The 13,148-nt window shown below is 43.5% G+C and carries 7 protein-coding genes; all 7 read left to right on the top strand.

The genetic code is table 11. From position 1 onward, the window contains the following. Positions 1–69: 69 nt before the first annotated feature. The 7 genes from L1D23_RS11870 to L1D23_RS11840 all read left to right on the top strand — a co-directional run bounded on the left by L1D23_RS11870 (position 70) and on the right by L1D23_RS11840 (position 13,144). Entirely contained in the window at positions 70–4,911 is a 4,842-nt protein-coding gene (locus L1D23_RS11870) for an NAD-glutamate dehydrogenase (protein ID WP_239866532.1), read from the top strand. An 85-nt stretch (positions 4,912–4,996) separates the two neighbouring features. Further along, positions 4,997–6,007, top strand: a complete 1,011-nt coding sequence (gene pyrD / locus L1D23_RS11865; RefSeq protein WP_239866530.1) for a quinone-dependent dihydroorotate dehydrogenase — start codon at positions 4,997–4,999, stop codon at positions 6,005–6,007. A 174-nt stretch (positions 6,008–6,181) separates the two neighbouring features. Continuing rightward, positions 6,182–6,733, top strand: a complete 552-nt coding sequence (locus L1D23_RS11860; protein WP_239836893.1) for a cell division protein ZapC — start codon at positions 6,182–6,184, stop codon at positions 6,731–6,733. 462 nt (positions 6,734–7,195) lie between these two features. After that, a complete protein-coding gene (gene rlmKL, locus L1D23_RS11855) occupies positions 7,196–9,319 on the top strand; it encodes a bifunctional 23S rRNA (guanine(2069)-N(7))-methyltransferase RlmK/23S rRNA (guanine(2445)-N(2))-methyltransferase RlmL (protein WP_239866528.1) in 2,124 nt (707 codons plus the stop codon). An 11-nt stretch (positions 9,320–9,330) separates the two neighbouring features. Then, complete coding sequence (locus L1D23_RS11850) at positions 9,331–9,573, top strand: glutaredoxin family protein (RefSeq protein ID WP_239866526.1); 243 nt, start codon at positions 9,331–9,333, stop codon at positions 9,571–9,573. Next, positions 9,551–11,467 carry an ABC transporter ATP-binding protein gene (locus L1D23_RS11845; protein WP_239866524.1) on the top strand — a complete coding sequence of 639 codons (1,917 nt, stop codon included), beginning with the start codon at positions 9,551–9,553 and terminating at the stop codon, positions 11,465–11,467. The genes L1D23_RS11850 and L1D23_RS11845 overlap by 23 nt, the downstream gene beginning before the upstream one ends. A 6-nt stretch (positions 11,468–11,473) precedes the next feature. After that, the gene (locus tag L1D23_RS11840; protein ID WP_239866522.1) at positions 11,474–13,144 is read left to right on the top strand and encodes a DUF3466 family protein; all 1,671 of its coding nucleotides are present in this window, start codon (positions 11,474–11,476) and stop codon (positions 13,142–13,144) included. Positions 13,145–13,148: the final 4 nt, after the last annotated feature.

Here is a 13,148-nt window from a genome sequence, read left to right as displayed (position 1 = left end):
ACCCGTGTTAAGCACTATGCTTACAACATCCCCCAAATATATATACAATTCTAATTGTGGAGTGTGATTATGACCGCGCGTGAAACTCTGATGCCGGTTCTGCTTGAAAAGGTCTACAAACTGATTCAAGACAAACTCGAGCTTGCTCATCAACCCCTAGTCACTCAACTTGCTCAGCATTTATTCAATAACATATCTCAAGACGATCTAGTCGAACGAAACGAATCTGATTTGTATGGCGCTGTAGTCAGCCTTTGGCACCATATTAATGAGAAAAAAGCAGATGATGTATCGGTTCGAGTTTTTAACCCGACCGTAAGCCGTCAAGGATGGCAATCCACACACACCATTGTAGAAATCGTCGTTCCCGATAGTCCATTCCTTGTTGATTCGGTAAAAATGGCGCTTAGCCGTTTAGATTTAGCTTCCCACCTTATGCTTCATGGCCCTACACAAATTGAACGCAATAAAAAAGGTGAGATCATAAGTATCAACGAAGGAGAAGGTGTTCTCCAGTCACTGTTCCATATTGAAGTTGACCGCTTAAGTGCGAAGGAGATGATGAGCTCGCTAAAAGAAGAGCTTTTGAAAATCCTGACGGATACCGCTCTAGTGGTGCAAGATTGGTTGTTGATGGTTGAGAAACTGGAAGAAGTAACGAACCAAGTTGAAGCGCATGAAGGCAAAGTTGATGTCGAACGTGATCGTTATGAGGAAACGATTAAGTTCTTACGCTGGTTAGGCGATCATAACTTCACATTCATGGGCTACAAAGAATATGACTTGGTCAATGTGGATGGTGATACAGAGCTTCGTCCAACGGCTGATAAAGGGCTGGGGCTGTTTGCGAATCGCGATCGTGTCCGCAGCGTTAAGCTTTCTGACTTCCCAGATTCTGCACGCTTAGAAGCGAAAAAGCCGTTTTTATTGATCATGACTAAAGGCAATACGCCTTCGCGAATTCACCGTCCGGCATATACGGACTACATCGGTATCAAGAAATTTGATAAAGATGGCAAAGTCATCGGTGAGCACCGCTTTACGGGTCTTTACACTTCAGCTGTCTACAATCAAAGTGTGGAAAGCATCCCATTAATCCGCGAAAAAGTAGAACGTATCCTGGCCGCAAGTGGCTATCGCGAAGGTTCATACTCCTATAAAGCACTGCACAACATCTTAGAAAACTATCCGCGTGATGAACTACTTCAAGCCAACGAAGAAGAACTTCTTGAAGTGGGCATGGGCGTAGTGCAGATGCAAGATCGTGACATGCTTCGTTTATTTGTTCGCAAAGACCCGTTTGGTCGCTTCTTCAGTTGTATGGTCTACGTAACGAAAGATCGTTATAACACAGAGCTTCGTCGCCAGACTCAGCGAATATTAAAACAATATTTTGGCTGCGATAAAGAAGTCGAATTCACAACTTATTTCTCTGAAAGCCCACTAGCCAGAACTCATTACATTGTTCGTGTTGATAACAACAACATGGATGTAGACGTAAAAATGATTGAGCAAAACTTAATGGAAGCATCTTCAACTTGGGATGATCGCCTATCAGGCGCGATTGTAGCGAACTTCGGTGAAAGTAAAGGTCTGCCTTTATCGAAAGAGTATCTACGTGCATTCCCTCGCTCATATAAAGAAGATGTTATGCCAGGTTCTGCGGTTGCAGATATCGAACGTCTTGAGGCATTGAGTGATGACAATAAACTAGGCATGCTCTTCTATCGCCCACAAGAATTGGGTTCAGATTCAAAGTCAGTTCGTCTGAAGCTTTATCATCGTGATGAGCCTATTCATCTATCCGATGTGATGCCAATGTTAGAAAACTTGGGTCTACGAGTTATTGGTGAGTCACCTTATGAAGTTCGTAAAGCGAGCGGTCAGGTGTATTGGATCCTCGACTTCTCAATGCTTCATAAGAGCGAAAAGACAGTTGATCTTCGTGAAGCTCGTGATCGTTTCCAACAGGCGTTTGCCGCAATTTGGGCTGGTGAACTGGAGAGCGATGGTTTCAACCGCCTAGTACTTGGTGCTTCATTGACGGGGCGTGAAATTTCGATTCTTCGTGCCTACGCGCGTTACATGCGCCAGGTCGGTTTCCCGTTCAGTCAACAATACATTGAAGAAACGCTAAGCCATTACCCAGAACTAGCGAAAGGTTTGGTCGAATTATTTGCTAAGCGTTTTGATCCTAAATTTAAAGGCAGTCAGAAAGGTCAGACTGAACTGACGAAAAAGATCACGGAGCAACTTGATCATGTAGAAAGCTTGGATGATGATCGTATCATCCGTCGCTATGTAGAAATGATCACTGCAACGTTGCGTACTAACTATTATCAGCTAGACGCAAATAAGCAGAATAAACCTTGGCTATCGTTGAAGATGAAGCCGAGTGATATTCCGGAGATCCCGCAGCCAGTACCTGCATTTGAGATCTTTGTATATGCACCGGATATCGAAGGTGTTCATCTACGTGGTGGCAAGGTAGCTCGTGGTGGTCTACGTTGGTCAGACCGTCAGGAAGATTTTCGTACAGAAATCCTCGGCTTAGTAAAAGCGCAGCAAGTAAAGAATACCGTTATTGTGCCAGTCGGTGCAAAAGGTGGCTTTGTTTGTAAGCGTCAGCATACGTTGAGTGGTCGTGACGAGATTTTCGCAGAAGGCCAGCGTTGTTACAAACGCTTCATTCGTGCACTTCTAGATGTGTCAGACAACATTATCGAAGGGGAAGTGGTTCCACCTAAGAGCGTGGTTCGTCATGATGAAGATGACCCATATTTAGTGGTTGCTGCAGATAAAGGCACAGCAACATTCTCTGATTTAGCAAACTCAGTTTCCGATGAATACAACTTCTGGCTTGGAGATGCGTTTGCTTCTGGCGGCTCTAACGGTTATGACCACAAAGCCATGGGCATCACGGCAAAAGGTGGTTGGGAGTCTGTAAAACGTCATTTCCGTGAAATGGGGATTGATTGTCAGACCACTGACTTTACCGTGATTGGTGTCGGCGATATGGCTGGTGACGTATTTGGTAATGGTATGCTCCTATCTAAGCATATCCGTCTTCAAGCAGCGTTTAACCACATGCACATCTTTATTGACCCAAATCCGGATTCAGCGAAGAGTTGGAAAGAGCGTGAGCGCTTGTTCAAATTGCCTCGCTCAAGTTGGGAAGATTACGATGCGAAGCTGATTTCTAAAGGCGGTGGTATTTTCTCTCGTCGTGCGAAGTCGATTACACTAACGCCAGAAATTCAAAAAATGATTGGTACCAAGAAAGCGTCCTTGGCACCAAATGAGCTCATTAAGATGCTACTGAAAATGAAAGTCGATCTTTTATGGAACGGTGGTATCGGAACTTATGTGAAAGCATCTAGCGAAACTCACACTGATGTTGGTGATCGTGCTAACGATGTTTTACGTATCGATGGGCGTGACCTGCGAGCAAAAGTGGTCGGTGAAGGCGGTAACTTAGGTATGACTCAGTTAGGTCGTATCGAGTATGCATTGACCGGTGGTCGCGTAAATACAGACTTTGTCGATAACGTTGGTGGTGTAGATTGTTCGGACAACGAAGTTAACATTAAGATCTTCTTAAATGGTCTTGTTGCTAATGGTGATCTTACAGTCAAGCAGCGTAATAAGATTCTCGAATCGATGGAAGATGAAGTCGGTGAAATCGTACTTGATGATGCATATTGCCAATCTGAGTCTATTTCAGTAACTGAACAGCAAGGCACTTCTCTAGTCAAAGAGCAGATTCGCTTTATTCACGATTTAGAAAAAGCGGGGCACCTTGATCGTGCGCTTGAGTATATCCCTGATGATGAAACCTTACTGGAGCGAGAAAAGCTGGGCAAAGCATTAACTCGACCAGAACTCTCCGTCTTGGTCGCTTATGGCAAGATGGTTCTGAAAGAAGAGTTAGTCCATGATGATATCGCAAACGATGATTATCATGCTCAGCAGCTGGTTAATTATTTCCCTACTGAGTTACGCCGTAACTATTCTCAACAAATGGACAACCATCCTCTACGTGCTGAGATTATTGCAACAGCGCTTGCGAACCAGATGGTAAATGAAATGGGTTGTAACTACGTGACACGTCTACAAGAAGAGACAGGTGCTCACGTTGTAGATATTGCTAATGCATATGCAGCTTCTCGCGAAATTTTTGGTTTAGGTGATGTACTCAAATCATTGCGTGAACTAGATAACCAAGCTTCAACAGAAGCTCAGTACGATATGATGTTTTATGTTCGTCGCACTTTACGTCGATTGTCTCGCTGGCTGTTACGTAACCGCACTGGCCGTCAATGTGTGAAAGCATTGATCGAACTTTATCAAGGCGATGTAGAAACGATCAAAGCCAAGCTTGACGATATGCTGGTTCCATCAGAAGTGGAAGAGCATAATGAAATGGCGCAAGCATGGATTGAACAAGGTATTAGTCCAGAGATTGCCAACTACGTTTCTCGCTTGTCTAGTTTATACTCAGTACTGGATATTTCCACAGTAGCTAGAGAAAAAGGCAAATCAGTCGAGCAGAGCGCTAAGCTGTACTACAACTTGGGCGATCGTTTGTCTCTGCATTGGTTCTTGAAACAGATCAACGGGCAGGCCGTAGACAATCATTGGCAAGCGTTAGCAAGAGCGGCTTTCCGTGAAGATCTAGACTGGCAGCAACGCCAGTTGACCGGTCAAGTTCTGAGTTGCAGTTGTGCACCGGAAGATCTTGATGTGATGAAAGCACTGGATGATTGGATCGCCAATAATGAAGTCTCCCTTCATCGTTGGGAGAATATCCTTAATGAGTTTAAAGTTGGCTCGGTGCATGAATTTGCTAAGTTCTCCGTTGCTTTACGTGAATTGATGTTGCTTAACTTAAACTGTTCGGCTAACGAGTAATCAACACATATTTCGTTGAATTATTCGGTAAAACAGTCAATAATACAGCCCCGTTTATACGGGGCTTTTTTCTATCGGAGGCAAAATGCTTTACCGTCTAGCCAGAGCTGGCTTTTTTCAACTTGATGCCGAAAAGGCACATGATCTCGCAATTCAAAACTTCAAACGTTTCACAGGAACACCTCTCGATCTTCTTTATCGTCAACAACTTCCAAATCGTCCTGTTGAATGTATGGGGCTCACTTTTCGTAATCCTGTTGGCCTTGCCGCTGGCTTGGATAAAAATGGTGAATGCATAGAGGCTTTTGATGCGATGGGCTTTGGTTTTGTTGAAGTTGGAACTGTAACACCAAGACCACAAGCTGGTAATGATAAGCCGCGCCTTTTCCGGTTGGTGGAAGCGGAAGGTATCATCAACCGAATGGGCTTTAATAACTTAGGTGTCGATAATCTAGTTGATAATGTGAAGAAAGCAAACTTCGATTGTGTGCTTGGTATCAATATCGGTAAGAACAAAGATACACCAATTGAAAAGGGTGCCGAAGATTACCTGATCTGTATGGAAGAAGTGTATGAGCACGCAGGTTACATCGCGGTAAATATCTCATCGCCGAATACTCCGGGATTACGCTCACTTCAATATGGTGAGGCTCTAGATGAGTTGCTTTCCGAATTAAAAGTAAAGCAGGCCGAGCTAGCTGAGAAACACAATAAATATGTTCCGCTTGCTCTAAAGATCGCACCAGACCTCAGTAACGATGAGATCAGCCAAATTTGTGATTCTTTACTGAAGAATAAAATCGATGGTGTTATTGCAACCAATACGACATTGGATCGCAGTATTGTCGAAGGTATGAAGCACGCAAATGAAGCGGGAGGTTTAAGTGGCCGACCAGTTCAATCTCGTAGCACGGAAGTTGTACGTCGTTTGCGTGAAGAGTTGGGAGAGCAAATTCCCGTCATAGGGGTAGGTGGCATTGATTCGTACGTGGCTGCAAAAGAAAAGATGATGGCTGGAGCGCAACTTGTACAAGTTTACTCTGGTTTCATCTATCACGGGCCCGCACTGGTCAGAGATATTGTTAAAAACCTATAATCTATTAGTGACATTGTCACACGAGAAAATGGTTTGAAATTACTCGGTTTCTGAAGAGGGGATGATTTATCATTTCCTCTTTTTTTTTGCTTATTAGCGAATAGAATTTCGGTAAATGTATGGGAAGGTAATTGAGTGTTTTACCTGAATTAACTTTTACACGAGATTGGAATGATGCTTAAACCGAGTGACAAATGGACTTGGTACTATGATGACGCAGAGCAGCACCTAATGCTGGATCTGGGTGATGATATGGTATTCAAGACAAATCTTTCCAAAAAGTTGATTGTAGATTGTGCAATAGGTGTGAATGAGTTCTCCGTTGATGACGCATCTGCTTATCAAACCTATAAAGAGCAAATCGCCCATTTAGACCTTTCAGAACCTCGCCAAGCAGAACTGGCACTTTACTGTGTTGCTGCCAAGCGTTTCCATAAACCAGTACAGCCCAAGAGCTGGTTTTTTGATTGTCTCTCGAATGGTCTTGATACTCCCAAAGAAGGGGACTTTGTCCAGTTATCTAATAGCTACAGTGATGGATGCTTCCTGGTTCTGGAAGTAGGAGATAACGCAAGTCTATGCGCATCTATTAATTTGGACGCCTTTGTTCTTAATGGCGTGAAATCTCTCGCATTTGGTCAGGCAATAAAAGTGATGCATGACCGTATGGCTAATATCAACCATCTTTTCGCTGGTCAGACACAGCCCATGGCTCTGGTCAGCTAACCATTCGTTCCTTTGTTTCATTTCCCCGTCGGCCTGTGTGCCGACTTTTTTTGCCTGCTCGCTCCTCTACATTTTCGTGTATTGATAGGGTACATCCGTAATTAACCCATAAATTTTCGATTTAACTATCAATAAAATATTCCTGTTATTGATGATAGCAGAACTACGAGTTGTTATTTATTCCCCAATTAGCTCAAAAATGAAAATTTATTACACATTAAACGCAGTTTGGTATAGTCCAAAATTACTGTGAATAAGCATTCACTATCACCTTAAAGCCAAAAAATAGGTAGGAAATCGAAAAGACACTAATGAGTACTTTGGAATTTATGGATCAAATCAACATTGATGATGTTTTGCTCAATCAAGTGAATTGAGTGGGAGATTGACTCGGATTGGGCTAACGAAATTGTTATGGGACAGGTATAATGAAGGGTCATTTATCAAGAATTTAAAAACACTATGCATCAATATCTTGCGGTTACGTCCAACGGTTTGGAAAACTTGTTGGTTGAAGAGTTAACTAAGCTAGGGATCACTAATGCCAAACCTGTTCAAGCAGGGGTACGCTTTAAAGCATCAAATGAGCAAATTTATCGTTGTTGCTTATGGAGCCGCTTAGCGTCGCGTTTCGTCCGTGTGTTATCCGAGTTCACTTGTAACGATGATATGGATCTCTATCTAGCAACGTCTTCAGTGAACTGGGTAAACCAATTCCATAGTTCGAAGATGTTTGTTGTTGATTTCAATGGTACTAACCGAGAAATCCGCAATAGCCAATACGGCGCAATGAAAGTGAAAGATGCCGTAGTGGATAGTTTCGAAAAAAAGAACTTGCCAAGACCGTCGATCAGTAAAGATCGTGCAGATCTTCGTATCCATGTTCGCCTGCATCGAGATAAAGCGATTCTTGGCGTGGATATGGTGGGGGGCGGCCTGCACCAACGTGGTTATCGTCCTGAGTCTGGTCGTGCGCCACTTCGCGAAACTCTAGCTGCTGCCATTATTCTTCGTAGTGGCTGGAGTGCTGATAAGCCTCTGCTAGACCCTATGTGTGGTTCAGGCACGCTATTGATTGAAGCAGCCATGATGGCGGCGAACATGGCACCAGGCGTCAATCGTGAAAAATGGGGCTTTGAGTCACTAGAAGACTTTGAACCTGAGCTTTGGGCTGAGATTAAATCAGAAGCAGCAGTACAGGCGAGAAAGGGCGTCAAAAAAGTTGACACTAAGTTTTTCGGCTTTGACAACGATGCAAAAGTACTTAAAACGGCAAAAGACAACGCCCGTCGAGCAGGTGTTGATGCTCTGATTGAATTTAATCTTGGCGATGCCGCTCAAGTTAAACGTCCTAAAGAGTTTACAGCAGGCGTTATTGTTTCAAACCCGCCATATGGTGAGCGTTTAGGGACGCATCCAGGCTTAATTGCTCTGTACACCGCATTTGGTGCCCAGCTAAAATCTGAATTTGGTGGCTGCCAAGCGTCTATATTCTCTAGTTCTGACGAGCTTTTAAGCTGTTTGCGCATGCGCGCAGATAAACAGTTCAAACTGAATAATGGTGCGTTACCTTGTCACCAGAAGAACTACTTGATTAGTGAGCGTCCGGTAGAAAATGAAGGTGACAATGTCACAGAGTCGTTAATTGCTCCTGATTTCTCTAACCGATTGAAGAAGAACATTGCCAAAATTGGCAAATGGGCGCGCAAAGAAAAGCTCGATTGCTACCGAATCTATGATGCAGACCTACCTGAATATAACGTAGCTATTGATGTTTACCTCGATCATCTTGTGATCCAAGAATACGCTGCACCAAAGAATATCCCAGAAGAGAAGGCGAAGCGCCGTTTAACGGATATTATTCGTGCAGCAATTCAAGTGACTGGTACGGAAGCAAATAAGGTTGTGCTTAAGGTCCGAGAGAAGCAAAAGGGACGCTCACAGTATCAGAAACTCTCCCAAGAATCTGAAACCATGCATGTTAACGAATATGGCGTTAATTTGATCGTCAATCTGCATGACTACCTCGATACGGGCTTGTTCCTTGATCATAAGCTTACTCGTCGCAAGTTGGGTGAAATGGCCAAAGGTAAAGACTTCTTGAACTTGTTTGCTTACACAGGTTCAGGTACCGTTCATGCGGCCTGTGGTGGTGCGAAATCGACAACAACAGTGGATATGTCTAATACCTATCTTGAGTGGGCTAAAGAAAACATGAAGCTTAATGGTCAGGTAGGGAGGCAGCACAAATTTGAACAGGCAGACTGCTTGCAGTGGCTAGAAAGTTCAAATTCACAGTTTGACCTAATTTTTATTGATCCTCCGACGTTCTCTAACTCGAAGAGGATGCAGCAAAGTTTTGATGTTCAAAGAGACCATATTCAGCTGATGAAAAATCTGAAGCGACTGCTACGTCCGGGTGGAACCATCGTATTCTCGAACAATAAACGACAGTTCAAAATGGACATGGAAGCGATGAGTGAATTGAATCTCAATGCGAAAAATATATCGAGTCAAACTTTGCCGTTAGACTTTTCTCGCAATAAACATATTCACAACTGCTGGATTGTGACTCACACAGAATAGTAGGCCAAGATTTGATCACACTTTACAGTACAGAAGGGTGCCATCTCTGTGAGATGGCCTATGACCTTTGCCAACAAGCAAAGGTCAGCCAGGACGTAGAGATTGTCGATATTGCATTCGATGATGAGCTATTTTCTCGTTACGGCGTCACTATTCCCGTTCTTAATATCAACGGTGAAGAGTTGAACTGGCCATTTGATTTACAAGAATTACAACATTGGTTGGAACAAAATGGCATTACTTACCATAAATAATGGATTGCTGGCATATGGTGATCACCCGCTACTTGATAATGCAGACTTTGCGCTTCAAGAAAATGAACGTGTCTGTCTAGTCGGTCGCAATGGAGCGGGTAAATCGACATTAATGAAAGTTCTTGCCGGCGAAGTAACTTTGGATGATGGCAAACTGACGGTGACTCAAGATGTCGTTGTGTCTCGCCTTGAGCAAGATCCACCGCGTAATCAAGAAGGAACGGTTTTTGACTATGTGGCTGGTGGGCTAGCGGAAATCGGGGAACATTTAAAGATCTACCAAGATCAGCTCGATCTGATTGCCACTCAGCCAACAGAGCAGAACATTAATAAACTTGCACGGATTCAAGAACAACTTGAGCATTCAGGTGCTTGGCGTTTCGAAGATCGGATTAAAAATGTTCTTGGTGCGTTGAAGCTTGACGGGCATACAAAGCTGACGGATCTATCTGGTGGCTGGCAGCGTAAGGCTGCGTTGGCTAGAGCTTTAGTACGAGACCCTGATGTTTTGCTGCTCGACGAGCCGACTAACCATCTAGACGTGACGACGATCGAATGGCTAGAGAGCTTCCTGAAAGATTTTCGCGGCTCAATTATCTTTATTTCTCACGACCGAGCCTTTATTAAGTCCATGGCGACTCGTATTGTCGATCTTGATCGCGGTAAATTAGCCTCATTCCCAGGTAACTACGACAATTACCTCGTTGATAAAGAAGAAATGCTGCGTGTCGAAGAGATGCAAAATGCGGAGTTTGATAAAAAACTCGCTCAGGAAGAAGTGTGGATACGTCAAGGTATTAAAGCTCGAAGAACCCGCAATGAAGGGCGAGTTAGAGCCCTGAAAAAGCTCCGTGAAGAGCGTAAAGATCGTCGTGAAGTGCAGGGCAAAGCCAATATTCAGGTTGACGACGCGGCTCGTTCTGGAAAGATCGTTTTCGAAGCGGAAAGTATCAACTTCAATATTGATGGCAAGCCGATAGTGAAGGACTTTTCTTTCAATATCATGCGTGGAGACCGCATTGCCTTGATTGGACCTAATGGCTGCGGTAAGAGCACCTTACTTAAGTTATTACTTGGTGATCTTCAACCTGATTCGGGGCGACTTCATTGTGGGACCAAGTTGGAAGTAGCTTATTTCGATCAATACCGAGAAATGCTCGATCCTGAGAAGTCTGTTATCGATAACCTTGCTGATGGGAAACAAGAAGTGATGGTAGGTGGTCGTCAGCGCCATGCCTTGAGTTATCTTCAGGATTTCTTATTTGCACCTAAGCGAGCGCGGACGCCAGTGAAAGCGCTATCCGGTGGCGAAAAAAACCGTTTATTACTTGCTCGTATCTTGCTAAAACCAAACAACTTATTAGTTTTAGATGAACCAACCAACGACTTAGATATCGAAACGTTGGAACTTTTGGAAGATTTACTTGCCAATTATCAGGGCACGTTGCTGCTTGTAAGCCACGATCGACAATTTGTCGATAACACAGTTATGACGAGTTGGATCTTTGAAGGTGAAGGTAGAATAGAAGAGTTTGTTGGCGGTTATCATGATGCCCAGCAGCAACGTGAACAAACAAAGAAAGCTCGTACGGTCGAAAAACCGAACAAGGCTGAGAAACAGGTTGAGGCATCTCCCAAAACAGTGTCTGTAAAGAGTAAGCCGAAGAAGTTATCCTATAAACTGCAGCGTGAATTAGAAGCACTGCCGGCAAAACTTGAAGCACTGGAAGCTGAGTTGGAATCGCTGCAAGATCAGGTCAATGATCCTGACTTCTTCTCTCAACCAGTAGAGCAGACACAACCAATTTTAGATAAGCTTTCTGCCGTAGAGCAGGAACTTGAAATTGCTTTCGAGCGTTGGGAAGAGCTCGAAGCAATGCAACAGGAAAGTTAACAAACAATGAGTAGTAAAATCTTTAAACTATCATCCATTACATTGGCTGTAGCCGCTTCTTTTGGGGTAAATGCCGCTATATATAAAGTTGTTGAGATTGATGAGTCTCTTAACGATACATACAGTCTTGGTGGATATACCACGGAATATTACGGAACAGCGGTTGAGCAAGGGGCAGGTCCCGATCCGACATTAGGGTGTTTTGGTGGCACTTGTGCAGATTCTGATTTCAAAATTGCTGCAGAAACACGCAACTGGAAAGAAGGCATTAGCTACCGAGAAGAAGTTCCGTTCGCGATGGATAATGCTTTTAACTACGTGGATGATCAAGCTGATTTTGAAAGCTATTGTAATGCTCAGCTTCGTTATGCAGATTGTGACACTTGGTCTACAGATGAATGGAATGGCTATGCTAAAGAGCTATCGAGCAACTATTTAAATTCGATTGCTTTTGTCGAGGGCGAAACGGCGGCAGTTTCGACAACCAACGCAGTTATTAATAGTCTAGATGGAACGGATCCGGTTGGTAATAAACGTGATGACAGCACAAGAAATGTGGCATTTGTTGGTGCTTCGGATTTAACTGTACCATCAGATGCCCCAACTGTAGTGCAAACACGAGCTTGGAAAACTGATGGTACCTATACCGTTGGTAGCATATCGCGTGAGCAAGCTACTGATGGTAATGGAACGCACTTTTATTCTCAAGCTAGTATTTGGGATAGTTCATCTGGTGTGAAGGAGATAGGTTTTGGTAGTGGTGGTGCTGAGAAAGATGGCAACACACTTGGTCAGGCAAGTATCAGAGATTTTAAAGTGGATGGTACGACCTTTTATGGTGTAGGTTACAATACTTATTCAGACCAACGAATGGATGCTACTGTGTTTATTGGTGATATGAGTGCTGATCCCAATGATGTTACACAATGGGTATTTAACACAAATGATATTAATGCAGTTTCAAATGCTCAGAGCGGCTCTGACTATATCTATAGTAATTCAGTCGTTTCATCTATTAATGACAACTTTGTCGCAGTAGGTAGTGCAAAGCGAGCGGGTGATAAGCCAGAGAATCGCGCTGCTTCAAATAGACTGTTTTATATTGCTGATGTGAAAAGCTCACCTACAGCCACCTACTTTAGCGGTGGAATATTCTTTGATGGAGCTGGTGGAACCATGGGCGGGATCAACAACTTTAATGAAGTGGTCGGTAGCGTTGATATCAGTAGTTCGGCTGAAGTCGATGGAGTGGAGCGAGCTAAGCGAGCATTTATAAATCCCCTCAACGCTACTGACACAAATTCTACACGTCGTTCATCTATATTTAATAGCAAAGCTTGGATTCTAGATGACCTCACTAACGATGGTTCTGTTTCCTCAAATAATAACCAATATCGAATTATTGATGCAGCAGATATCAATGATGCAGGTGTCATTGCTGCTACTGCGCTTAAATGTACAAATGGTTACGACACTACTGAAGTCGATTCATACTGTCAAGGTGGTGCTATTAATGTTGAAAAGGTGGTCGCGGTTAAACTAGTGCCTATTACTGGAAGTGGAAAAGATGATATTCAAGCGAGAAGCTTCCGCACTGAGACAGTCGAGCGCAAAGGATCTTCGCTTGGTTTCTTAGCTCTGACTCTACTTGCTTTCTTAGGGTTCCGTAGAAAATAGATTA

Source organism: Vibrio sp. Isolate24 (assembly GCF_022398215.1).
Taxonomy (GTDB): Bacteria; Pseudomonadota; Gammaproteobacteria; order Enterobacterales; family Vibrionaceae; genus Vibrio; species Vibrio coralliilyticus_A.
This window is presented reverse-complemented; position numbering and strand designations above follow the sequence as displayed.

What these genes read in the sequence shown, in the direction of transcription:
- L1D23_RS11870 (WP_239866532.1), top strand. Translation starts at nt 70, where the DNA reads ATGACCGCGCGTGAAACTCTGATGCCGGTTCTGCTTGAAAAGGTCTAC.
- pyrD (WP_239866530.1), top strand. Translation starts at nt 4,997, where the DNA reads ATGCTTTACCGTCTAGCCAGAGCTGGCTTTTTTCAACTTGATGCCGAA.
- L1D23_RS11860 (WP_239836893.1), top strand. Translation starts at nt 6,182, where the DNA reads ATGCTTAAACCGAGTGACAAATGGACTTGGTACTATGATGACGCAGAG.
- rlmKL (WP_239866528.1), top strand. Translation starts at nt 7,196, where the DNA reads ATGCATCAATATCTTGCGGTTACGTCCAACGGTTTGGAAAACTTGTTG.
- L1D23_RS11845 (WP_239866524.1), top strand. Translation starts at nt 9,551, where the DNA reads ATGGCATTACTTACCATAAATAATGGATTGCTGGCATATGGTGATCAC.
- L1D23_RS11840 (WP_239866522.1), top strand. Translation starts at nt 11,474, where the DNA reads ATGAGTAGTAAAATCTTTAAACTATCATCCATTACATTGGCTGTAGCC.